Below are 23,312 nucleotides of genomic sequence, written 5' to 3'. Positions count from 1 at the left end.
CGGTTGGTGGCAGGAAGCCGGAAGGGACGGCGCGGGCCGCCGCATCCGGGCCCGGTCATTGTCGGGAGGGATGCGCGGGCGGTCTAGTCATACGAACGTATAGGTATTTACTTGCCGGTATCGGTCGTTGCCCGCTCGATCGGGCAGTTGAGGGCGAGCATGCGCGCCAGCGGCATCGACGCGCGCAGGCGCTCGCGCCACCACTTGAGCGCGGCGCCTTCCTCGCCCGTGCGCCACGCCATGTACAACGTCTCGTCCGGCTTGGGTTCCTCGACCTCTTTTTCGACCAGGCGGCCGGCGGCGATGTCGGCGCGGGCCCAGGCCTCGGGCAGGAAGCCGAAGCCGAGGCCCGCCAGCTGGAATTCGTATTTCGTCTGCATGTCGGGGACGGCCAGCGTGTCCTGGCCGAACAGCAGGCCCACGGTGCGCGCCTGCAGCACCCGGGCGGAGTCCGCGACGGACACCGCGCGGTGCGCCGTCAGCTCCGCCTTGCCCAGCCGGTAGCGGACCTGCGCCAGCGGATGCGAAGGCGCGACGGCGAACACGAACGACATCGTGCCCAGCGGCTCGGCCGTGTAGCCGCCGCCGGACGGCCCCTCGCCGGCCGCGCCCACGAGCAGGTCGACGCGGCGGTCGAGCAGGCTTTCCCAGGTGCCGGCCAGGGCCTCGCGCACGATGCGCAAGCGGGTCTGGTCGGCCACCTCATAGAACGCGCGGATGTCGTCCTGCAGGCCGAGCGGCGCGAGGGCGGAATCCATGCCGATGGCGAACTCGGTCTCCCAGCCGGAGGCGACGCGGCGCACGCGGCTTTCCAGGTCGCCCGCCGCCTTGAGCAGGTAGCGGCCTTCCTTCAGCAGCTCCTCGCCCGCGGGCGTGAGCACGACGCGCGGGCCGAAGCGCTCGAACAGCTGCACGCCCAGGTCGTCCTCCAGCTTGGAGACGGTGTACGAGATCGTCGACGGCACGCGGTACAGCTCCTTCGCGGCGGCCGCGAAGCTGCCGCGGCGGGCGATGGTGTCGACGGTGAGGAGGGCGTCCAGGCTGAGTTTGAGCATGTGGGGGCTTGAAGGATCGGGGAGCGCATCGTATCAAAATTGCGCCTGTCACGCCCACTTCGACAGGGTCCGTCCGATGCGCGCGCGGAATGCCTGCACCTGGTGCGGCGCGAGCGACTCGGCCCGGTACAGCGACAGCATCCCGAAGCGGCACCGCGGTGCGCAGGTCCCCAGCAGCGCCGTCTTCAGGACGCGCTTCACGGGTTGCCGGAGCACGAGGCGGTCGACCCACCACGGCGATCCCAGCGAGGTGATCGCCACGGCTTGCCGCAGTTTGCCGAGGCGCGGCGTGATCGGCCCCAGGTCGCTGGCGTGGTCGTACGCGATGCCCGGCGCCCAGACGCGGTCGAACCAGCCCTTGAGCATCGCCGGAAAGCCGAACCACCACGTCGGGAACACCAGCACGAGCGCCTCGGCGGCCAGCAGGTTCGCCACGTGCGGCGCCGTGGCTCCGCCGTCGAACGCAGGCCCGTAATACGACCCGCGTTCCGTCGCGGTCAACGCGGGAGAAAATCCCGCGCCGTACAGGTCTTCCACGATCACGTCGTGGCCGTGGGCGGTCAGCGTGGAGATGGCGTGCTGCGCCAGCGCGCGGCACAGGCTGTCGTGGACGGGATGGGTGACGACGACGAGACACTTCATGCGCCGTCTCCCAGCCCGAGGTCGTCCGCCGCCTGCCGGCGCAGCATGAACTTCTGGATCTTCCCCGTCACCGTCATCGGAAACCCGTCCACGAACCGCACGTAGCGCGGGATCTTGTAGTGCGCGATCTGGCCCTGGCAAAAGGCGCGGATCTCGTCCGCGTCAGCCTGCTCGCCCGGCCGCAGCACGATGCAGGCGCACAGCTCCTCGCCATACTTCGGATCGGGCACGCCGACGCACTGCACGTCCAGCACCTTCGGGTGGCGGTACAGGAACTCCTCGACCTCGCGCGGATAGACGTTTTCGCCGCCGCGGATCACCATGTCCTTCGCGCGGCCCACGATGCGGCAATAGCCGTCGGCGTCCAGCGTCGCCAGGTCGCCCGTGTGCATCCACCCGGCAGGGTCGATCGCTTCGCGCGTGCGCGCGTCGTCGCCCCAGTAGCCCAGCATGACCGAATAGCCGCGCGTGAGCAGCTCGCCCGTTTCGCCGCGCGGCACGATGCGCCCGTCGGCATCGACGATCTTGACTTCGAGGTGAGGATGGATGCGCCCGACCGTGCCCACGCGGCATGCGGGCGGGTCGTCGACGGCGGTCTGGAAGCTCACGGGCGACGTCTCGGTCATGCCGTAGGCGATCGTGATCCCGTCCATGTGCATCAGGCGCATCACGCGCTGCATCACTTCCGCCGGGCAGGGCGAGCCGGCCATGATCCCCGTGCGCAGGCTCGCCAGGTCGAACGACGCGAAGCCGGGATGGTCGAGCAGCGCGATGAACATCGTCGGCACGCCGTGCAGCGCCGTGCAGCGCTCGGCCTGCACGGTGGCCAGCACCGCGCCGGCATCGAAGCCTGCGCCCGGATAGACCATCGCCGCGCCGTGCGTCATGCACGCCAGGTTCCCCAGCACCATGCCGAAGCAGTGGTACAGCGGGACGGGGATGCACAGGCGGTCGTGTTCCGTCAGGCGCATGGCCTCGCCGATGAAGAAGCCGTTGTTGAGGATGTTGTGGTGCGTGAGCGTGGCGCCTTTCGGCGCGCCCGTCGTGCCGGACGTGAACTGGATGTTGACGGGATCGTCGAACTGCAGGGTGCGCGCGACGTCCGCCAGGCGCGCGAAGTCGGCCGGGGCGGCGCATTGCGCCACCGTGTCGAAGTCCAGCATGCCCGGGGTCGAGCCGGGCCCCAGGCGGATCACGTGGCGCAGCTCGGGCAGGCGCGCGGCGCGCAGGTCGCCGGGCGCAGGATGGGGCGCATGCGCGTCCAGTTCCGGCACGAGGTCGCGCAGCATGCCGAGATAGTCGCTGGACTTGAACCCGGGCGCCAGGATCAGTGCGCGGCAGCCGACCTTTGCCAGCGCGTATTCCAGCTCGGCGCGCCGGTAGGCCGGGTTGATGTTGACCATGACGAGGCCGGCCTTCGCGGTCGCGAACTGCGTGAGCACCCATTCCGCGCGGTTCTGCGACCAGATGCCGACGCGGTCGCCGGGATCGAGGCCCAGGCCCAGCAGGCCGGCGGCGAGGCGGTCGGCCCGCTCGCGCAGCTCGCGCCAGCACCAGCGCACGTCCTGGTGCGGCACGACGAGGGCGTCGCGCCCGGGGAAGCGTGCGGCGACGCGGTCCAGGTGGGCGCCGATCGTGTCGCCGATGAGGGGGAGCGGATGCGCTCCGTGCACATAGCTGGCCTGATGCATGTCTCTCTCCTGTTTCCCTGAAGTGTAGCGCCGGAACGAAGTTTTCTTCAAATGATCGAAAAAATCGATCGTAGTCCATGAAACAACTCGTTTTTCATCCCGCCCCGCAGCGACCATAATGCTTTCCATGGAAACGCGCTTTCGACGGCAAGCCGGCAAGACGGCCGAGCCCGCGAAGGGCGGTGTGTTCGAACGGTTCGAACGCAGGAATTCACAATCACAGGGAGAACATCATGCTGAAAGTACGTAAAAGCGCGGATCGCGGTGTCGCCAGTTTCGGCTGGCTGCGCTCGCAGCACACCTTCTCGTTCGGCCACTACCACGACCCGGCGCACATGAACGTCGGTCCGCTGCGGGTGATCAACGAGGACCGCGTGGCGCCCGGGCGCGGCTTCGACCCGCACAGCCACAAGAACATGGAGATCATCTCCTACGTGCTGGACGGCGCGCTGGAGCACAAGGACAGCATGGGCAACGGTTCCGTCCTGCGCTACGGCGACGTGCAGCGGATGAGCGCCGGCACGGGCGTCACCCACAGCGAATACAACCACTCGGCGACGGCGCCCGTGCACTTCCTGCAGATCTGGGTGATCCCGTCGGACGTGGACGGCGCGCCGGGCTACGAAGAAAAACACTTCGATGCGGATGCGAAGCGCGGCCGGCTGCGCCTGATCGCGTCGAACGATGGCCGCGACGGCTCCGTCTCGCTGCGCCAGGACGCCGCCATCTTCGCGACGATCCTGGACGGCGCCGACCGCGCCGACCATCCGCTGCTGCCGGGCCGCCAGGCATACGTCCAGGTGGCGCGGGGCAGCGTGACGGTGAACGGCTGCGTGCTGGGCGCCGGCGACGCCGTCGGGATCAGCGAGGAAGCGGCCGTTGCGCTGGCGGACGCGCAGGATGCCGAAGTACTGCTGTTCGATCTGCCGGCGTGAACCCGGTACAATCTGTCCGCAACCTGTGCACACGGGTGGCGGACATCCACGCAAACGCATGAGACGAGGAGAACTGGCCATGGAAGTGACGACGCATCGCGGTACGGGACCGCTGCAGCAGGTGGTCGAGATCGGACCGCACCGCATCCTGACGGACGTGAAGCCGGAATTCGGCGGCGAGGACAGCGGCCCGGAACCGCACGACATCCTGGCCGCCGCGCTGGCCGCGTGCACGACGCTCACCGTGAGCCTGTACGCGAAGCGCAAGGGCTATGCGCTGGACGAGGTCAAGGTCTCGATCCGGCATGGCCAGGAAGGCGCGGCCTACGGCCTGCACCGCACCATCGAATACATCGGCGCGCTGGACGACGACGCAAAGGCCCGGCTCACCGACATCGCCAACAAATGCCCGGTGCACAAGACCTTGTCGGGCACCATCCAGATCACCACGGAGGCCATCTGACATGAGCACGTTCGACCAAGGGAATCATGAGAGCGGCGTCGAAACCATCGTCGTCCCGCGCACGCACGACCTGGGCGGCGGTTTCGAAGTACGGCGCGCGCTGCCGCACAAGGACCGGCGCATGGTCGGCCCGTTCGTCTTCCTCGACCAGATGGGACCGCACGTGTTCCACGCCGGCGAAGGCATCGACGTGCGCCCGCATCCGCACATCGGCCTGGCCACCGTCACGTACCTGCTGGACGGCCAGATCCGCCACCGCGACAGCCTCGGCACCGTGCAGGACATCAAGCCGGGCGAGGTGAACTGGATGACGGCCGGGAAGGGCATCGTCCATTCCGAGCGCACCGGCCCGGACGTGCGCGCCGCCGGCTCGAACCTGTTCGGCCTGCAGTGCTGGGTGGCGCTGCCGCAGGCGCAGGAAGAATGCGACCCGGCGTTTTCGCACACGGGCGCGGGCGACCTGCCGATCCTCGACGGCGACGGCGCCACCGCGCGCATCATCGCCGGCAGCTATTTCGGCAAGACGTCGCCGGTGCCGGTGCAATCGCCGCTGTTTTACGTCGACCTGGCGCTGCAGCCGGGCGCGCGGCTGACGCTGCCGGCCGAATATCCGGAGCAGGCGCTGTACGTGGTCGACGGCACGCTCGACCTGGGCCGCGACGGCCGCTTCGAACAGGGCCAGCTGCTCGTGCTGAAGCCCGGCGCCGTCGTCACGCTGGCGGCGACGGCAAACCGGGGCGCGCGCGTCATGCTGCTGGGGGGCGAGCCGATGGACGGCCCGCGCTACCTGACGTGGAATTTCGTGTCCAGTTCGGTCGACCGCATCGAGCAGGCGAAGGAAGACTGGAAAGCCCAGCGTTTTCCGCACGTGCCGGGCGAGACGGAATTCATCCCGCTGCCGGATTTGCCGGGCCGGCCCGTGCGTTATCCCTGAACCGGGCCCCGAACTCGGCCCGCGCTAAGCCCGTGCTCAGCCCTGGGCTTCGCTGCTGCGGGGCGGCGGCACCGCATGGCGCCGCTCGTCCGGCCGCGTGAGCACGCGCATCGCGACCTCGAACGGCACGCCCAGCGCGGCCAGCGCGCGCGCGGGCGAGCGGTTCTGGTCCTGGGCCTCGTGGATCGTGGCCTCGATCATCAAGGCCGTTTTGTAGTCGCTTCGTCTTTCCATCGCCCGATGTTAACACGAAGCCCGCTCGTCCTGTGCCTGGCCGGCGCGCCGGCCGGACAGCGCCGCGTCCGCGCCGGCCACCGCCTCCGCGAGAAAATCGGCGACGGCGCGCACGCGGCTCGACGCGGCCAGGTCGGCGTGGATCACGAGCCAGACGCCGTCGCTGAACACCTGGTCCGGCGCCAGCACGCGCACGAAATCGGCGCCCGTCGCGAGGAAGTCGGGCAGCACCGCGAGGCCCAGGCCCGCGCGCACGGCCGCGATCTGCGCGCGCAGGGTCGACGCCGTCAGCACCACGTGCGCACCGGGTGCGCGCTGCGCCAGCCATTGCGCGGCCGGCAGGTGCGCATGCGCCTCGTCCCACGTGATGACGGCGCGGCCGGCCAGCGGATCGGCCGCTTGCGCCGGATGGCGGGCGAGGTAGTCGCGGTGTCCGTACACGCCGTGGCTCATCTCGCCGAGGCGGCGCGCCTTGAGGTTGCCGTGGGTCGGCCGCACGACGCGCAGCGCGAGGTCGGCGTCGCGCCGGCCCAGTTCCACGGTGGCCGTCGTCGTGACGATCTCCAGGCGCAGCCGCGGATGGCGCGCGACGAGGCGGGGCAGGGCGGGGATCACGAGGTCGGTCGCCAGGTTCTCGGTCGTGGCCAGGCGCACGAGCCCCGACACGGCGGGACTCAGGCCGGATGCGCCGCGTTCGAACGCCAGCATATTGTCCTCGACGGCTTGCGCGCGCCCGAGCAGTTCGCGGCCCTCGTCCGTCAGGTGGTAACCCGTCTGGTGGCGCGCGAACAGGCGCGTGGCGAGGCGCGTTTCCAGTTCGGTGATGCGGCGGCCGACGGTCGACTGGCTCACGCGCAGCACGTCCGCCGCGCGCGTCAGGCTGCCGCCGCGCGCCACTTCGAGAAAGTATTTCAGGTCGTTCCAGTCCACGCGTTCGCTCTCGTCTTCCATTTTTGGAAAACGATTATGCGATTATTGGTGTTTTCTTTGCAAGGCACAACGCCTACATTGTCGACAGGCCGCCGCCGGCGGCATCCACCAGGAAAGGACAACGACATGCTGACCACACGACGACTCGGAACCCAGGGACTGGAAGTCTCCGCCATCGGCCTGGGCTGCATGGGCATGAGCCATGCCTACGGCACCCCCGACGACGCGGAATCGATCGCGACGATCCAACGGGCCCTCGACCTGGGCTGCACCTTCTTCGACACCGCCGAAGTGTACGGCCCGTTCACCAACGAGGAATTGCTGGGCCGCGCGCTGGCGGGCCGCCGCGACGACGTGCAGATCGCCACCAAGTTCGGCTTCGTCATCGGCAAGGGCCATTTCGCGGGCGCCGACAGTCGTCCGGAACACATCCGCGCCGTGGTCGAGGCGTCGTTGAAGCGCCTGCGCACCGACCGCATCGACCTGCTGTACCAGCACCGCGTCGATCCGAACGTGCCGATCGAGGACGTGGCCGGCACCGTCAGGGACCTGATCCAGGAAGGCAAGGTGCTGCACTTCGGCCTGTCCGAGGCCGGCGCCGCGACGATCCGCCGGGCCCACGCCGTGCAGCCGGTGACGGCGCTGCAGAGCGAGTATTCGATCTGGGAGCGCAACATCGAGGCCGACGTGCTGCCCGTGCTGCGCGAACTGGGCATCGGCTTCGTGCCGTTCAGCCCTCTCGGGCGCGGCTTCCTGACCGGCACGGCCAAGCGCGCCGAGGACTATCCGGCCGACGATTTTCGCGCCCAGAACGACCCGCGCCTGCAGGGCGAGAACTTCGACCGCAACCAGGCCATCGCCGACCTGGTGAAGGACATCGCCGCCGCCCACGGCGCCCTGCCGGGGCAGGTGGCGCTGGCCTGGCTGCTGGCGCAGGGCGACGACATCGTCCCGATTCCCGGCACCAAGCGCCGCACCTACCTCGAACAGAACCTGGCCGCGGCCGACGTCCGGCTCGATGCGGACGACCTGCGCCGGCTGGATGGCGCGCTGGCGCAGATCGGCGTGGCCGGCGCGCGCTACACGGCGAAGGCAATGGCGATGGTGGATCGCTGACGCCGGCCGCCGGCTCAGGTTTCCGGCGGCGCGGGTTGCAGCGCGGCGCGCACGGCCGCGAGAATCCCGTCCGACGCGGCGCCGTCGGACACGGCGCGCGCCAGCGTGAGCGCGCCCACCATCGCGGCCAGCGCCACGATGCCCTCGTCGCCCGGGGCGGCCGCGAGGTTGCAGTCCCCCAGCAGCGCGGTCATGCGCGCCACCATCGCGTCGGCGGTGGCGCTGGGCTGGCCGCGCAGGCCCAGTTCCGCGGCCAGCGTGGGCAGCGGACAGCCGTCGCCCGGTTCGTCGCGGTGTTGGGTGGACAGGTAGTGGTCGATGACGGCGCGTGCCGGCGGATCGGCGGCAGGCGGCGCCTGCCAGCGTTCCAGCGTCTGCTCGGCGGCGGCTTCCAGCGACGCCTGAACGAGGGCATCCTTGGATTCGAAGTGGGCGTAGAAGCCGCCATGGGTCAGGCCGAGCGCCTTCATCAGCGGCACCAGGCCGGTGCCCTCGATGCCGTCCTTGCGGAAGCGGCGCGCGGCTTCGCCGATGATGCGCTGGCGCGTTTCGGCCTTATGGTTACTCGTGTAACGCATGCTTATGAGTCGGTATGCAGTAATCGGTTGCGGTCCGTGCGGCCGGGTGTGACGGACTCGCTGGCGACGGATGTGCCCATGAAATTTGGCAACGCTCCGTGTCACGATTTTAAGGCTTTGCGTGGGATTCCACAATTCCGGCCATCCATTTTCACGGAATTTGCCGGAATTGGTGTTGCGTCCCGGCATACATACGGGCCGCACAGACATTTTACGATATAAAAACGATAGCGTTCAGGGCTTATTTGGCCGCGGCGGCCGCCGGCACCGTTTCCGCACCGTGGGATGCGGCCGCGGCCGCCCCGTGCCGCCGCAGGTACGCGGCGCAGGCGTCGGCGTCCAGCGGCTTGCTGTAGTAGTCGCCCTGGATCTGGTCGCAGCCGGCGCTGCGCAGGGCGGCCAGCTGGCCGTCGGTCTCGACGCCCTCGGCGATGACGTCCAGGTGCAGGGTGTGCGCCATCGCGATGATCGCCTTCACCATCGCCAGCGATTCGGCGCTCTGGTGTACGTCGAGGACGAACGAGCGGTCGATCTTGAGCTTGTCGACGGGCAGGCGCTTGAGGTAGCTGAGGCTCGAATAGCCGGTGCCGAAATCGTCGATGCTGAGCGTGGTGCCGAGTTCGCGCAACTGGCGCATCAGGTCCGCGGTGCGGCCCGGGTCGTCCATGGAGATGCTTTCGGTGAGTTCCAGCTCGAGCAGGCGCGGAGGCAGGCCGGAGTCGCGCAGCACCGTGCCGACGAGCGCCACGACGTCCGTGCCGAGGAACTGTTTGCCCGACAGGTTGACGGCCACCGGCACGTCCGGCACGCCGGCGTCGCTCCAGGCGCGGCGCTGGGCCACGGCCGCGCGCAGCACCCATTCGCCGATCGGCACGACGAGGCCGGATTCCTCGGCGATCGGGATGAATTCGGCCGGCGAGATCGCGCCATGTTCCGGATGCTTCCAGCGCACGAGCACTTCCAGGCCGGCGACGGCGCCCGTGTGCAGGTCGGTCTTGGGCTGGTAGTTCAGCGAGAGTTCGTTGCGTGCGATGGCATGGCGCAACTGGTTCTCCAGCGTGAGCTTGCGCTGCAGCGCCTGGCTCAGCTCTTCCGAATAGCGCTGGATCTGGCCGCCGCCCAGCGCCTTGGCGCGGCGCACGGCCATCGTCGCGTTGTTGAGCAGGACGTCGCCGTCCGCGCCGTCTTCCGGGAAGATGGCATAGCCGATGCTGCAGGTGAGCGGGATGGCGCCGCCGGCCGTCTTGAATTCGCGCGTGACGGACTGCAGCAGCTGGCGCAGGCGGTCGCGCGCCACGCTGTCGTCGCCGAGGCCGGGCAGCAGCAGGACGAATTCGTCGCTGCCCGCGCGCGCCAGCAGGTCGCCCGGCCGCAGCAGGTTCTGCAGGCTCCACGTGATCGCGACGAGGGCCTTGTCGCCCGCGTGGTGGCCCAGCAGCTCGTTGAGGCGCTTGAACTTGTCGACGTTGACCGTCGCGACCAGCGTGTGGCCGCCGGCGTGCTTCCATTGATCGAGGTTGTCGGCGATGGTCTTCACCAGCACCTGGCGGTTCGCGAGGCCCGTCAGCATGTCGTGCGTAAGCAGGAATTCGACCTGGCCGGCGGCCGCCGCCAGTTCGGGATTCGCATTGTCGACGTAGATGTGCGAGCGCAGCGACTGCGCGGCCGCGGCCAGCTGGCGGAAGTGGATCAGCTGTTCCGTCATGCGCGCCAGGTCGCGCAGGATGTCGAGTTGCTCCTCGGAGAGCGTGCGTGGCACGCGATCGAGGACGCACAGGGTCCCCAGCGGCATCCGGTCGATCGAGTACAGCTGCACCCCCGCGTAAAACCGGATGTGCGGCGGGCTCACGACCATCGGATTGTCCGCGAAGCGCGCATCCTTCGTCGCGTCCGGGACGATCAGCGGTTCGTGGTCGAGGATCGCATGGCCGCAGAACGAGACCTCGCGCCGCGTGCCCGTCATGTCGATGCCGCAGCGCGACTTGAACCATTGGTCTTCCTTGTCGACCAGCGACACGAGCGCGATCGGCATGTCGAGGAGCCGGCTGGCCATGCGGGTGATGCGGTCGAAGGCGTCTTCCGGCGCGGTGTGGAGGAGGCGGGTGGCGTGCAGCGCCGTCAGCCGGCGCGCTTCGTCGAGCGGGATGGATGGGGTCTGCATGGCGGGTCTTGTTCGGGTCGGTTAAGACATTTTGCCACGGTAAGCGAAGTGGAGGCACGAGCTTGGTGCGCCGTTGCCGCCAGGCAGGTCAAGCCGTCGTGAACCGCTGCACGAGCCAATCCGCGAACACGCGCACGCGGGCCGACAGCTGGCGCGCCTGCGGGTACAGCACGGAGACGGGGATGGTCGGCGGCGGCACGTCCGCGAGCACTTCGACGAGCTGCCCGTCCGCCAACTGCTCGGCGATGCGGTAGCGCGGCACCTGCACGAGGCCGAGGCCCGCGAGGGCCGCCGCCGTATAGGCTTCGGTGCCGGTGACCGAGACGACGCCGGGCGGCGTCGCCAGTTTCAGCCCGGTGTCCGTCATGAATTCCAGCGGATACGGCCGGCCCGTCGCCGTCGACACGTAGTGGACGGCCTGGTGGCGCGCGAGGTCGGCCAGCGCGGCCGGGACGCCCAGGCGTTCCAGGTAGGCGGGGCTCGCCACCGTCACCTGTTCCAGGTCGGCCGCGCGCCGCGCCACCATCGAGGAATCGTGCAGCTGGCCCGCGCGCAGCACGCAGTCGACGCCTTCGCGCACGAGGTCGACGAGGCGGTCGTCCTCGCCGACGTGCAGCTGGATGCGCGGGTAGCGGGCGAGGAACGCGGGCAGCGCGGGAAAGACGAAGTAGCGCGCGAGGGTCGGCTGCAGGTTCACGCGCAGCAGGCCCGTGGGCTCGCTGCCGCGGAACGCGTCCTCGGCCTCGTCGAGGTCGGCCAGCAGGCGCACGCACCGTTCGTAGTACGCGGCGCCGTCCTGCGTGGGCGCGACGGCGCGCGTGGTGCGTTCCAGCAGCCGCGTGCCGAGCCGGTTTTCCAGCCGCTTGATGGCGTTGGTGGCGGTGGCGCGCGGGATCAGGAGATCCTCGGCCGCCTGCGTGAAGCTGCGCCGCTCCACGATGCGCACGAAAATCTGCATCTCCTGGAACCGGTCCATCTGCGTCGCCATGCGTGCCGCCTCCTGACGTTGAACCCCGGATTATACGGTGGGCCGCGGCAGGTCGGCGATGCCGATGCGGCGCGCGACGTCCACGCGCACGGCTTGCGCCACCGCCAGCACGTCGCGCGCGCCGTCGCCGCCGACATCGACCACCGTGCGGACCGGCCGCCGGCCGCGCGGCAGGCCGACGATGCGCACCCGTTCATCGGCCACGGCCGCGTCGCACGACGCTTGCGGCAGCACGTCCAGTTCGAGCGGGCGCAGGTCCGCGCCGTGAGCCCACGTCCGCGCCGCGTCCGCGCGGCCCTGGTTGCGGCCGTCGACGTCGCGCATCGTCGCGTGGACCGTGTGGCCGGCCAGCGCGAGCGCCCGGGCCGCGAGCTTGCCGCTGCCGCTGCCGGCGCCCGCGATGAGGATGACTGCCTCGGTCATGTCGGTCTCCTGCGTGTGGGAATTCCGGGTGTTCGGGTCGGATACGGGATTACGCGATGCCGCCGTTGGCGCGCAGCACCTGGCCGTTGACCCAGCCGCCGTCCGGACCGGCCAGGAAGGCCACGACGCCGGCGATGTCGTCCGGCTCGCCCAGGCGTCCCAGCGGCGCCATCATCGCGGCCTGGCGGATCTGCTCGTCGGACTTCCCGTCCAGGAACAGCTCGGTCGCGACGGGGCCCGGCGCCACCGCGTTGCAGGTGATGTCGCGGCCGCGGAGCTCCTTTGAGAACACGCGGGTCAGCGCTTCCACCGCGCCCTTGGTGGCGACGTACACGCCATAGGTCGGCGGCGCCATATGCAGCACGCTCGTCGAGAAGTTGACGATGCGCCCGCCGCCGTTCAGGCGCGCGGCCGCCTCGCGCATCGTGTTGAACGTGCCGGTGACGTTGATGGCCATGGTGCGTGCGAACACCTCGTCGCTCGTCTCGGCGATGGTCACGTACGGCAGGATGCCGGCATTGTTCACGAGGATGTCGATGCGGCCGAGCCGTTCCTCGATCGTCGCGAACATCGCTTTCACGTCGGCCACGCTGGCGACGTCGGCCCGGACGGCGATGGCATGGCCGCCGGCCTGTACGATGGCGGCGACGGTGGCGTTGGCGGCTGCTTCGTTGCCGGCGTAGTTGACGGCGACGGCGAATCCGTCGGCGGCGAGGCGTTTGGCGACGGCGGCGCCGATGCCGCGCGAGGCGCCGGTGACGAGGGCGACGCGGGTGGTTTGCCGGGCTTGCTGGTTCATGGTGACCTCCTTGGTTGACAGTGAGGTCATGATGATTGATTTCTGATCGTAGATAATCGTCTGGAATATGGTTTTAGAATTTCGTTTGCGATAATAATCATGCGGTGCCACTGCTTGACCGGCACGATTCATAGGTATAAAGCGATTTTCTTCAATTCGGCGATGCGCTGCTGGAGCAGCAGTGCCGTGACGGCGTCCGCGTCGGACCCCGCTGCCAGCCCGGCGCGGAAGGCCAGGAATGCGTCGCGGTAGGCCAGCCACAGACGCTCGGCCTTGCGGACATCGGCGCGCTCGATCGTGGCGTCGCCGATGCGGCCGGGCGCGTCCGCCTGCTTCGACGGTGCGCTCATGAGTCGCTGGTAGGCCGCGTTGAGCGCCGCGTCGAGTTCCACCGCGTCCGCGTGCGGGGAGGCCGGCAGTTTGTTGTCGAGCACGTCCAGCACGGCGCGCATGAATTGCTCGCGCAGCTTGTTCTCGTGCCCGATGCCCAGCCCTGCCGCGGCCGTGCCCTGCATGTCGACTTCGGCCGCGGCACCGACCGCATAGGCGTCGGCCGCGGCGCGCAGCGTCCTGAACGCCGCCAGCGCCGCTGGCGGGAGGGTACGCGCCACGCGGTCCAGGCGCGCCTCGCGCACGCGGCCGGCCTGCGACGCGGCAATGGCGGCGCAGACGGCGCCCATCCGGCCGCTGGTGATGTCGTCGCACTGGTCGAACACGGCACCGGCGGACAGGCCGCCGGCCAGATGGGCGATGCGCGCTTCCATTTCCGCCTTGGCCGCGAAGTCGAGGCTGCAGGCATAATGGATCGCGATGTCGATGTCGCGGGGCACGCCGAAGCCATTCGCATACAACATCATCAGGACGGTATTGTCGCCATGGGCCAGCGCGCATTCCCTGACGGCGTTCCATTCGGCGGGCGACGTCACGGCCTGGCTGCGCTTCCGGTAATACAGCGCGGCCGCGTCGCAGGCCGGGCCGGGCGCGTGCGCGGCATGCGCGGCGGGTGCCACCGCATGCTCGACGCGCATGCACTGGCGGTACCAGGCCTCATCCTTCGAAAACGGGACGCCGAAGGTCTGCGTCGTGGGATAGTCGGGCGCGGCCAGCGCGGGGGCCGCGGCGCACAAGGCGAGGGCGGCGCAGCCTGCCTTGAGGAAGGATATAGATATCATCGCGACAGCCTAGCGCACATCCCGGTCCGGCAATCTATCGAATTCTCACGCGGCGGACCACGCGCACGATTGGCCGCGACCCGGTCCATGGGTTAACATTTCCTGTATCGGCGTCGGCCCGCGCAGGGCGGCCCGCGGCGGCACCAGGGAGACCACCATGAAAGCGATCATCACCGGCCACACCAGGGGCCTCGGCGCCGCGCTCGCCGGCAACCTGCTGGCGCGCGGCGTGCCCGTGCTGGGCCTGGCGCGCAGCCGCGCGCCCGAGCTGGCCGACGCGTATCCCGACCTGTTCGAGGAGATCGAGCTCGACCTGGCCGACAGCGTCGCGTTGTCCGGCTGGCTGGCGGGCGGCGCCCTCGGCGCTTACCTGGACGGCACCGGCGCCGTCCTGCTGCTGAACAATGCGGGCATGGTCAGCCCGGTCGGCCCGCTCGACGCCCAGGACCCGCAGGCCGTGCTGCGCGCCGTGCAGCTGAACGTGGCGGCGCCGATGGCGTTGGCGGCGGCCGTCGTGCGCGCCAGCGACGGGGCGCAGCGGCGCATCCTGCACATCTCCAGCGGCGCGGGCCGCAGCCCGTACGCGGGCTGGAGCGTCTACTGCGCCACCAAGGCCGCCCTCGACCACCACGCGCGCGCGGTCGCGCTGGACCGCGAGCGGGGCGTGCGCATCTGCAGCCTGGCGCCGGGCGTCATCGACACCAGCATGCAGTCCGAGATCCGCGCCGTGCCGGAGGAACGCTTCCCCATGCGCCAGCGCTTCGTCGACCTCAAGGAGACCGGCGCGCTCCTCGATCCGGACGAATGCGCCGAACACCTGATCGACTACCTGCTCGGCGCCGGTTTCGGGGCCGAGGTGATCGCCGACCTGCGCACGCTGTCCTGAGCGCTGTCGCGGGCCCGGTTACGCGGCCGGCGCGCGCGGGATCTGCAGGCCTTCGGCGACGGCCGGGCGGGCACGGAAGGTTTCCAGCACGCGGCCCACTTCCGGGAAGCGGTCGAAGCCGACGATCTCGCCCGCGTCGTAGAAGCCGATCAGGTTGTTCACCCACGGGAAGGTCGCGATGTCGGCGATCGTGTACTCGTCGCCCATGATCCAGTCGCGGCCGCGCAGGTGCGCGTCGAGCACGCCCAGCAGGCGCCTGGCCTCGTGCACGTAGCGGTCGCGCGGGCGCTTGTCCTCGTATTCGCGGCCGGCGAACTTGTGGAAGAACCCCAGCTGGCCGAACATCGGGCCGATGCCGCCCATCTGGAACATCAGCCACTGGATCGCCTCGTAGCGCCGCGCCGGGTCCGCGGGCAGCAGCTGGCCCGTCTTCTCGGCGAGGTACAGCAGGATCGCGCCCGATTCGAACAGCGGCAGCGGCTTGCCGCCGGGGCCGTCGGGGTCGATGATCGCGGGGATCTTGTTGTTCGGGTTCAGCGCCATGAATTCCGGGCTCGTCTGCTCGTTCTTGTCGAACGCGATGCGGTGCACCTCGTACGGCAGCTTGACCTCTTCCAGCATGATCGACACCTTGACGCCGTTCGGCGTCGGCAGCGAATACAGCTGCAGGCGGTCGGGGTGCTGCGCGGGCCATTTCTGCGTGATGAGGAATTGGTTCAGGTCGGTCACGGACGATTCTCCTGTCGGTTGGATTGCGTTGATTGTACTCAAGATACGGTGTTGCGCAGGGTGGGAGCATGCATCTTGGTCTTGGGCAACGATGGGGAGCCATGGACGAGCTGCTGCGCTACTACGAGGAAGAGCTGGGGTTGTTCGGGCAGTTCGCGCGCGAATTCCGCGCCCGCTACCCCAAGCCGGCCAGCGACCTGCACGTGACCGGCGACACCTGGGACGATCCCGGCGTCGCGCGCCTGATCCAGTCCGTCGCATTGCTGTCCGCGCGGATCAACAAGCGCCTCGACGACGATTATCCCAAGTTCACCGAAGCCCTGCTGGACAGCCTGTATCCCCATTACCTGCGGCCGCTGCCGTCGTATTCCGTCGTCCAGGTGGGCTACCGCGCGCCCGCCGAGGTGCCGGAAAAGCCGTTCGTGCTCGCGCGCGGCACGATGCTGCGCACCGGCGCCGCAACGGATGCGCCATGCCTGTTCCGCACCGTCTACGACGTGCTGCTGGCGCCGCTCACGGTGGCGCGGCTCGCATTCGTGCCGCTGCTCGACGTCCCAAGCGCACTGCGCGCGCCGCGCAAGGTAGCGAGCAACAGCGCCTGCGGCATCAGCCTCACGCTCGAGACGGCGCGCGGCGGCTTTCCCGACCGCCTGCCGCCGGCGCTGCGCCTGTTCGCCGACGGCGACGCGTCGACCCGCGCCGCGCTGGTCGACGCGCTGTTCCTGCGCGCCGCGTCCGCCTGGCTGCAGCCGGAAGGCGACAAGGGCTGGCTGCCGCTCGCGCGCGTGCCGCTGCGGCTGGCCGGATTCGCGGACGAGGACGCGATGCTGCCGTATCCCGCGCGCTCGCATCCGGCGCCGCGCCTGCTGACGGAGTATTTCTGTTATCCGGAAAAATTCAATTTCATCGACGTCGACCTGGCGGCCCTGGACGATTTGCTGCCGCCGCGCTGCCGCCGGTTCACGCTGCATGTCGCGCTGTCCGGCATCGCCCCCGATTCCGACGGCGCCCGCCTGCTGGCCGGGCTGGACGCGCGCAACCTGCTGGCCGGCTGCACGCCCGTCATCAATCTGTTCCCCAAGGCCGGCGCGCCGCTGCAGCTCGCCTACACGAGCGCCGACTACCCGCTGCTCGCCGACGGCGCCCACGCGGCGGCCTACGAAATCCACAGCGTGGACGCGGTGCGCCTGGTGCGCGAAGGCACCGGCACCGTGACCCCGTTCGCGCCGCTGTATGCGCCGGGCGAAGCGGCATCCGGCGACGCGGGCAGGGCGGATGCGGCGCACTACTGGATCGCGCGGCGCGACTACGCGACGGCCGCCGTCAGTCCCGGCCACGAGATGCGCATCGCGCTCGTCGACGGCGATTTCCACCCGCTCGACGCGGCCGGCGCGACGCTTTCCACCGAGCTGACGTGCAGCAACCGCGACGTGCCGTCGCGCCTGCCGTACGGCCAGCCGCAGGGCGACCTGCGCAGCGACGAGCTGTCGGCCCTGGCCCCCATCCGCATGCTGCGCAAGCCGACGCCCAGCTGGCGCTTCGCCGGCACGCGCGGCACGCACTGGCGCCTGATCGCCCACCTGGCGCTGAACCATGCCGGCCTGACGATGGCGGGCCTGGACGATTTCCGCAAGATGCTCGTGCTGTACGACCTGCCGCGTGCGCCCGTGGCGCAGCGCCAGATCGCCGGCATCGTCGGGCTGGAACACGGTACGGTGCGCGCGTGGGTCGGCGCGGCGCCCGTCGCCAGCCTCATGCCCGGCATGGGCATCCGCCTCACGGTCGACGAGGACGCGTTCGCCGGCACCGGCCTGTATCCGTTCGTGCAGGTGCTCGACCATTATTTTGCCCTGAACGGCCAGCTCAACTGCTTCACCCGGCTGCAGGTCGTGTCGCACCAGACCGGCCGCGAAATCCTCGCCTGCGCTCCGCGGACGAGCGGCGGCGGATGGACCTGATCGCGCGCCTGCTGGCCGAGCCCCAGCGCTTCGACTTCGTGCAGGCCGTGCGCCTGCTGCTGTTGGCGCTGGACGAGCGCGGCATCCCCGCGCGCCGCGCGCTCGAGCGCCACCTGCGCTTCGCCAACAGCGTCGCGCTGTCGTTCCCGCCCAGCCAGCTGGAGGCGGCGGCGCGGGAGCGGGACGGCTACCGCCTGACGCCCAGCTTCATGGGCCTCCTTGGCGCGCACGGGGCGCTGCCGCTGCACGTGACGGAGCGCCTGCTCGCGCTGCCGGCCGACGCGCCGGACGCACAAGCCACCCGCGCCTTCCTCGACATGTTCAGCACGCGCATGCTCGCGCTGTGGTACGGCGCGTGGCAGAAATACCGGGTCGAGCACCTCGTGGCCGGCCCGCGCGACGGGTTTCTCCCCATGCTGCTGGCGCTGGCCGGCGTGCCGGGCGGCGCGGCGTTCGCGGAGGACGGCGTCGCGGACACGGCGCTGGCCGCGTTCGCGGGCCTGCTGCGCCGGCGGCCCGTGTCGGCGGTCGTGCTGGGCCGGGTGCTGTCCAGCCACTTCGGCGTGACCGTGCGCGTGCAGGAGGGCGTCGGCCATTGGGACCGCCTGGCTGTGTCCGAACAGAGCGCCCTCGGCACAAAATTCGAAAACCGCGCGCTGCTCGGCCGGCGCGCGCTGCTGGGCGCGCGCAGCTGGCGCCCCGACCTGCGCGTGCGCGTGCGCATCGGCCCCCTCGACCGGGCCCGCTACGACCACTTCCTGCCCGGCGCGCCGGGCGCCCGCGCGCTGCGTACCTTGCTCGGCCTGTTCGCCGTCCCGACGCTCGCCTACGACATCGTGCTCGTGCTGCGCCGGGCCGACCTGGGACCGGTGCGACTGGCGCCGGCCGGCCGCCGGCTGGGCCTGGACAGCTATCTGCTCAGCGCCGCCGCCGCGGCCGACCGCGCCGACCTCCGCTACGAACTCCGGCCGCTCGATCCGCTGCCGCCCCTGTCCGCCACAAAATCCCCTTGACCTTCCCATTGTAGGAAGGCATATCCTGTGTCGGTAATCACAGGAGAATCAGCATGGGGATCGACATCGATATCGGCGGGATGACCTGCGCATCGTGCGTGGCGCGCGTGGAGAAGGCGATCAAGGCCGTGCCGGGCGTGCGTGCCGCGAGCGTCAATCTGGCGACGGAGCGCGCGGCCGTGCAGGGCGACGGGCTGGACCTGGCGGCCATCGTGGCCGCCGTCGAGCGGGCCGGCTACGCGGCGCGGCCGGCCGGCAGCGCCAAGGCCGGGGCGCCCGCGGCGACGGGCCTGCCGACGTGGTGGCCCGTCGCCGTGGCCGCGCTGCTCAGCGTCCCGCTCATCGCTCCGATGCTGCTGGCGCCGTTCGGCATCGACTGGATGCTGCCGGGCTGGCTGCAGCTGCTGCTGGCGACGCCCGTCCAGTTCTGGCTCGGCGCGCGCTTCTACCGGGCCGGCTGGAAGGCCGTGCGCGCGGGCGCCGGCAATATGGACCTGCTCGTTGCGATCGGCACGTCGGCCGCCTACTTCCTGTCGCTGTACCAGCTGTTGAACGCGGGCGGCGGGCACCTGTACTTCGAATCCGCCGCCGTCGTCATCACGCTCGTCTTGCTGGGCAAGTGGCTGGAAGGCCGCGCGCGGCACCAGACCGTCGCCGCGATCCGCGCGCTGGAGGCGTTGCGGCCCGCCGAGGCCATCGTCCGCCGCAATGGCCTCGACGTGACGATCGCACTCGACGACCTGCGCGCCGGCGACCTGATGGTCGTGCGGCCGGGCGAACGCGTGCCGGCCGACGGCCGCGTCGTGGAAGGCGCCAGCCATCTGGACGAATCCCTGCTGACGGGCGAGAGCCTGCCGGTGGCGAAGGGCACGGCCGACCGCGTGACCGGCGGCGCCGTCAACGGCGAGGGCCTGCTGCTGGCCGAGGCGACCGCGGTCGGCGCCGACAGCATGCTGTCCCAAATCATCCGCATGGTCGAGGATGCGCAGGCCGCCAAGGCGCCGATCCAGCGGCTCGTCGACAAGGTCAGCGCCGTGTTCGTGCCCGTCGTGCTCCTGATCTCCCTCGTCACCTTGCTGGCCTGGGGCCTGGCGACCGGCGACTGGCAGCACGCGCTGCTGAACGCGGTGGCCGTGCAGGTGATCGCGTGCCCGTGCGCGCTGGGTCTCGCCACGCCGACGGGGATCATGGTCGGCACGGGCGCCGCCGCGCGCCACGGCATCCTGATCAAGGACGCGGAGGCGCTGGAGACGGCGCACGCGCTCGAGATGGTCGTGTTCGACAAGACGGGCACGCTGACCGAAGGCCGCCCGCGCGTCGTCGCGCTGGAAGGCGGCGACACGCGCCGGCTGCTGGCATTGGCCGCGGCCGTGCAGCAGGGCAGTGCGCATCCGCTGGCGCGCGCCGTGACGGAACTGGCCGCGGCGCGCGCGGTGGCCGCGCCGCCCGCGACGGAATCCGCGGCGCTGCCGGGCCGCGGCGTGCGTGCCCGCGTTGACGGCGACACGGTTTATCTCGGCAACCGGCGCATGCTGGACGAGATCGGCGCGGACGCTGACTTGCCGCCCGCGCTGGTCGCCGCGGCCGCGCGCCACGAGGCGGACGGCCGCACCGTGTCGTGGCTGGCCCGCGACCAGGGCGGTGCGATCAGCGTGGAAGGCGTGCTCGCATTCGGCGACCGCCTCAAGCCGACGAGCCAGGCGGCCATCGCGCGCCTGCGCGCCCTCGGCGTGGACAGCATGATGCTCAGCGGGGACAACGAAGGCAGCGCGCGCGCCGTCGCGCAGGCGCTCAGCCTCACGCGCTGGGTCGCGCACGTGCAGCCGCAGGACAAGGCCGATGCCGTGCGCGGCCTGATGCGGGAAGGGCGCAAGGTGGGCATGGTGGGCGACGGCATCAACGACGCCCCCGCGCTGGCGGCAGCCGACGTCGGCATCGCCATGGCGGGCGGCACCGACGTGGCGCTGCACACGGCCGCGATCACCCTGATGCGCGGCGACCCGCTGCTCGTGGCGGACGCCATCGACATCTCGGACCGCACGTGGCGCAAGATCCGCCAGAACCTGATGTGGGCCTTCATCTACAACGTCGTCGGCATCCCCGTCGCGGCGCTGGGCCTGCTGAATCCCGTGCTGGCCGGGGCGGCGATGGCGCTGAGTTCCGTCAGCGTCGTCACCAATGCGCTGCTGCTGCGGCGCTGGCGGCCGGCGCCGCGTCCCGCCGCCGACGATACGATTTCAACCACCGGGGCGGACCTGCCCCAAGTACAAGGAGCACACACGATGTATGAATTGACCGTCGAAGACATGAGCTGCGGCCACTGCGTGGGCCGCGTCACCAAGTCCGTGCAGGCCATCGACAAGGATGCGAAGGTCGAGGTGGATTTGCCGACCAAGAAAGTCAAGGTCGAGAGCACCGCCGACCTGGACGCGATCGCGCGGGCGATCGACGCGGCCGGGTATCCGGTGACGGCCCGCGGCGCCTGATCACTCGATCTTCTTGACGAAGCCGACATAGATCCGCCGGACGACGAAATGGTCGAACCCGGCCCGGCGGAACGTGCTCGTGTCGGTCCGATAGGCGCGTGCGCTGCCGTCGAAGATGTCGTTCGCATTGACCGTCAGGCCGAGCGTCTTGCTCAGGGCATGCTTCCACGTCAGGTTCACGCTGCTGGTCGCACCGAGGCGGCCCAGCGGCGTGAGCGCGGTCGACTGGCCATGCGCATCGAGTGCCACGTCGTCGCGGCCGACGCGGTACGCCGCCCTGAGGTTCAGGTAGCCGGCAACGCCGGCCTGGCGCACGGGGCCGGCGAGGTCGGGCGTGTCCAGCACCACGCGATACGCGCCGCCGTCCACGCCCAGGCGCAGCGCCGCATCCGGTGTCCAGTCGAGCGAGCCCGTGATGCCGGCCGAGCGGGCCTGTCCGCCGTTCTGCTTCGACGTGACCAGCACGTTCTCGGCAAAACTGCGCGCGTCCGTCACCGTATCGCGGCTCGTGCGGTAGAAGGCGCCGGCATTGCCGTCCAGGTGTGCCGTGCCGGCATGCGCGCCGATCTCCCATGCGGTCAGCCGCTGCGGCCTGAGGCCGGGATTGCCTCGGCTCAGATTCTGCGCGTCGACATAGGTCGTGAATGGATTGCGGTCGCGCGGATCGGGCATTTGCAGGCTGCGGCGATAGGCGAGCGTCAGGTCGGCGTCGTCGCCGAACGCGTACTTCAGGTGCAGGCTCGGATCGAATGCCTGCCAGTGTCCGGTTTGCGCGCCTCCCTGTGCCGGATTCACGCGCAGCGCCATGCGTTCGGCCCGGCCGCCCAGCAGCGCTTCCCATTTGCCGCGCCGGATCCGGTCGGTCAGGTAGGCGGCGTGCACGGTCGTCGTCACGGTGTAGCCGTTGGTCGTGGCCGGATCGGGCGTCTCGGCGCCGGTCGCGGGATCGACCCGCGCCTGGTAGTTGCCGATGGCGTCGGTCTGGTCCCGGAGATCCAGGCCCATGCCCCATTGGCCGTGTGCCGCCGCGCCGGTCCAGTCGACCGTGGCCTGGTCGAGGCGGCGCGCCGACCGCGTCGCGCCATGGCTGTCGTCGGTGGCGCGCGCGGGTGCCACGAATACGTCGCGATACGACTTGTCGACCATAGTGGCCGTCGCGCTGTGCTGGACCGTCGCCTTGAGCGCCGTGCCGTCGCCCTGGTGGCTGACGCTCAGGTTGGCGCTGTCGTCCGACTGCTCGTTCGGCCCGTTGGAGATGCGGTGAAAGGTGGTCGCGGCGGCGCCGGTACTGGTCTCGTTGAGGACGTCGAACAAGGGACGCGAGCGCCGTTGGTTATGGCGCGCCGACAGGCTGACGCTGTCCGCGTCGCTCAGGGCATAATCGGCGCCCAGCGCCGCGCTGTCGACGATGCGCCGGATGAAGACGCGCGAAGTCTGCAGCGTCTGTCCCGACTCGCTTGCGACGGGATTATTCCAGTCCACCTGCGAGCGGCGGATCTTCAGCGTGCCGTCATGGCGGTACGCCACGTTGCCGTGCACGCTCAACCGGCCCCGGGTCGCGTCGCCCGACGCGCCGGCGTTCCACAGGCCCTGGTCCGTGGCGCTGCCCTGGATCTGCGCATGCGCGCCGGGCTTGCGGTTGCGCTTCAGGACGATATTCAGGATCGCGCCGCCGTTGGCGCGATACGCGGCGGATGGATTCGTGATGACTTCGACGCTCGCGATGTCGGCGCCGCTCATGGTCTGCAGCGCCAGCGCGCGTTCTTCGCCGGACCCCGACAGCATCGCCGTCGGCTTGCCGTCGACGAGGACCGTGACCTGGGTATTGCCCTTGACCGCGATTTGCCCGTCGGCCGTGACCGAGACCTCAGGGGTCGCCTGCAGCACGTCCTGCGCGGAGCCGTTGGCGGCCCGCGGCGTGTCGGCGACCTGGTAGACCGTCTTGTCGAGTTGTCTGGCGACGGCCGCTTTCCTGGCCGTGACGGTGACCGTCGGGGCGGCCGGATCGCCGTCGCCGTCGCCGGCGCGCGCCGTCAGCGGCAGCGCGGCGACGCCGCACAGGAACGACGATCGTATCGTCTTCTGCACATCATGTCCTTTCATTCCGTTGAACCGGATT

Annotated in this window: 21 protein-coding genes; 8 read left to right on the top strand and 13 right to left on the bottom strand. The window is 70.2% G+C overall.

Annotated features, from left to right (window positions below; translation table 11 throughout):
* Positions 1–107: 107 nt before the first annotated feature.
* Genes U9J41_RS21205 through U9J41_RS21195 form a run of 3 tightly spaced genes read right to left on the bottom strand, consistent with a single transcriptional unit; the run spans position 108 to position 3,388 of the window.
* Complete coding sequence (locus tag U9J41_RS21205; RefSeq protein WP_322404147.1) at positions 108–1,055, bottom strand: LysR substrate-binding domain-containing protein; 948 nt, start codon at positions 1,053–1,055, stop codon at positions 108–110.
* Between the two features lie 48 nt (positions 1,056–1,103).
* A complete protein-coding gene (locus U9J41_RS21200) occupies positions 1,104–1,697 on the bottom strand; it encodes an NAD(P)H-dependent oxidoreductase (protein WP_322404146.1) in 594 nt (197 codons plus the stop codon).
* The gene (locus U9J41_RS21195) at positions 1,694–3,388 is read right to left on the bottom strand and encodes an AMP-binding protein (protein ID WP_322404145.1); all 1,695 of its coding nucleotides are present in this window, start codon (positions 3,386–3,388) and stop codon (positions 1,694–1,696) included. The genes U9J41_RS21200 and U9J41_RS21195 overlap by 4 nt, the downstream gene beginning before the upstream one ends.
* Before the next feature lie 233 nt (positions 3,389–3,621).
* Here U9J41_RS21195 and U9J41_RS21190 point away from each other — a divergent pair, with 233 nt between their 5' ends.
* The 3 genes from U9J41_RS21190 (at position 3,622) to U9J41_RS21180 (ending at position 5,720) form a co-directional block, all read left to right on the top strand.
* A complete protein-coding gene (locus U9J41_RS21190) occupies positions 3,622–4,323 on the top strand; it encodes a pirin family protein (protein WP_322404144.1) in 702 nt (233 codons plus the stop codon).
* 79 nt (positions 4,324–4,402) lie between these two features.
* Positions 4,403–4,786: an OsmC family protein gene (locus U9J41_RS21185; protein ID WP_322404143.1), complete on the top strand. Its 384-nt coding sequence runs from the start codon at positions 4,403–4,405 to the stop codon at positions 4,784–4,786.
* A gap of 1 nt (position 4,787) precedes the next feature.
* Complete coding sequence (locus U9J41_RS21180; protein WP_322404142.1) at positions 4,788–5,720, top strand: pirin family protein; 933 nt, start codon at positions 4,788–4,790, stop codon at positions 5,718–5,720.
* A 36-nt stretch (positions 5,721–5,756) separates the two neighbouring features.
* Here U9J41_RS21180 and U9J41_RS21175 read toward each other — a convergent pair whose 3' ends face one another.
* Positions 5,757–5,954: a hypothetical protein gene (locus U9J41_RS21175; RefSeq protein WP_322404141.1), complete on the bottom strand. Its 198-nt coding sequence runs from the start codon at positions 5,952–5,954 to the stop codon at positions 5,757–5,759.
* 9 nt (positions 5,955–5,963) lie between these two features.
* Positions 5,964–6,905: a LysR family transcriptional regulator gene (locus U9J41_RS21170; RefSeq protein ID WP_322404140.1), complete on the bottom strand. Its 942-nt coding sequence runs from the start codon at positions 6,903–6,905 to the stop codon at positions 5,964–5,966.
* 105 nt (positions 6,906–7,010) lie between these two features.
* Here U9J41_RS21170 and U9J41_RS21165 point away from each other — a divergent pair, with 105 nt between their 5' ends.
* Positions 7,011–8,000, top strand: a complete 990-nt coding sequence (locus tag U9J41_RS21165) for an aldo/keto reductase (RefSeq protein WP_322404139.1) — start codon at positions 7,011–7,013, stop codon at positions 7,998–8,000.
* Between the two features lie 14 nt (positions 8,001–8,014).
* On the opposite strand, the gene U9J41_RS21160 is transcribed toward U9J41_RS21165, so the two are convergent.
* The 6 genes from U9J41_RS21160 to U9J41_RS21135 all read right to left on the bottom strand — a co-directional run bounded on the left by U9J41_RS21160 (position 8,015) and on the right by U9J41_RS21135 (position 14,121).
* On the bottom strand, positions 8,015–8,578 hold the full coding sequence (locus U9J41_RS21160) for a TetR/AcrR family transcriptional regulator (RefSeq protein WP_322404138.1): 564 nt from the start codon (positions 8,576–8,578) through the stop codon (positions 8,015–8,017).
* Between the two features lie 241 nt (positions 8,579–8,819).
* Positions 8,820–10,739 (bottom strand): putative bifunctional diguanylate cyclase/phosphodiesterase, encoded by a 1,920-nt coding sequence (locus U9J41_RS21155; RefSeq protein WP_322404137.1) that lies wholly within the window; start codon positions 10,737–10,739, stop codon positions 8,820–8,822.
* 88 nt (positions 10,740–10,827) lie between these two features.
* Positions 10,828–11,715 carry a LysR family transcriptional regulator gene (locus U9J41_RS21150; protein ID WP_322404182.1) on the bottom strand — a complete coding sequence of 296 codons (888 nt, stop codon included), beginning with the start codon at positions 11,713–11,715 and terminating at the stop codon, positions 10,828–10,830.
* Between the two features lie 42 nt (positions 11,716–11,757).
* A complete protein-coding gene (locus U9J41_RS21145; RefSeq protein ID WP_322404136.1) occupies positions 11,758–12,150 on the bottom strand; it encodes a Rossmann-fold NAD(P)-binding domain-containing protein in 393 nt (130 codons plus the stop codon).
* Between the two features lie 49 nt (positions 12,151–12,199).
* On the bottom strand, positions 12,200–12,949 hold the full coding sequence (locus U9J41_RS21140) for an SDR family oxidoreductase (RefSeq protein ID WP_322404135.1): 750 nt from the start codon (positions 12,947–12,949) through the stop codon (positions 12,200–12,202).
* 128 nt (positions 12,950–13,077) lie between these two features.
* Positions 13,078–14,121 carry a lysozyme inhibitor LprI family protein gene (locus U9J41_RS21135; RefSeq protein ID WP_322404134.1) on the bottom strand — a complete coding sequence of 348 codons (1,044 nt, stop codon included), beginning with the start codon at positions 14,119–14,121 and terminating at the stop codon, positions 13,078–13,080.
* Positions 14,122–14,278: 157 nt separating this feature from the next.
* Here U9J41_RS21135 and U9J41_RS21130 point away from each other — a divergent pair, with 157 nt between their 5' ends.
* Positions 14,279–15,007 carry an SDR family oxidoreductase gene (locus U9J41_RS21130; RefSeq protein WP_322404133.1) on the top strand — a complete coding sequence of 243 codons (729 nt, stop codon included), beginning with the start codon at positions 14,279–14,281 and terminating at the stop codon, positions 15,005–15,007.
* Between the two features lie 18 nt (positions 15,008–15,025).
* On the opposite strand, the gene U9J41_RS21125 is transcribed toward U9J41_RS21130, so the two are convergent.
* Positions 15,026–15,736 carry a glutathione binding-like protein gene (locus U9J41_RS21125; protein ID WP_322404132.1) on the bottom strand — a complete coding sequence of 237 codons (711 nt, stop codon included), beginning with the start codon at positions 15,734–15,736 and terminating at the stop codon, positions 15,026–15,028.
* Between the two features lie 101 nt (positions 15,737–15,837).
* Between U9J41_RS21125 and tssF the strand changes: the two genes are divergently transcribed.
* From tssF to U9J41_RS21110, 3 genes are read left to right on the top strand one after another with little or no spacing between them, the layout of a single operon-like run.
* Complete coding sequence (gene tssF, locus U9J41_RS21120; RefSeq protein ID WP_322404131.1) at positions 15,838–17,694, top strand: type VI secretion system baseplate subunit TssF; 1,857 nt, start codon at positions 15,838–15,840, stop codon at positions 17,692–17,694.
* A complete protein-coding gene (gene tssG, locus U9J41_RS21115) occupies positions 17,685–18,707 on the top strand; it encodes a type VI secretion system baseplate subunit TssG (protein ID WP_322404130.1) in 1,023 nt (340 codons plus the stop codon). Before tssF ends, tssG begins: the two co-directional genes overlap by 10 nt.
* A 53-nt stretch (positions 18,708–18,760) precedes the next feature.
* The gene (locus tag U9J41_RS21110) at positions 18,761–21,193 is read left to right on the top strand and encodes a heavy metal translocating P-type ATPase (protein WP_322404129.1); all 2,433 of its coding nucleotides are present in this window, start codon (positions 18,761–18,763) and stop codon (positions 21,191–21,193) included.
* On the opposite strand, the gene U9J41_RS21105 is transcribed toward U9J41_RS21110, so the two are convergent.
* The gene (locus U9J41_RS21105) at positions 21,194–23,281 is read right to left on the bottom strand and encodes a TonB-dependent receptor (RefSeq protein ID WP_322404128.1); all 2,088 of its coding nucleotides are present in this window, start codon (positions 23,279–23,281) and stop codon (positions 21,194–21,196) included.
* Between the last annotated feature and the right edge of the window lie 31 nt (positions 23,282–23,312).

The organism is Massilia luteola (assembly GCF_034420155.1).
In the GTDB taxonomy this organism is placed as follows: domain Bacteria; phylum Pseudomonadota; class Gammaproteobacteria; order Burkholderiales; family Burkholderiaceae_D; genus Telluria; species Telluria luteola.
This window is presented reverse-complemented; position numbering and strand designations above follow the sequence as displayed.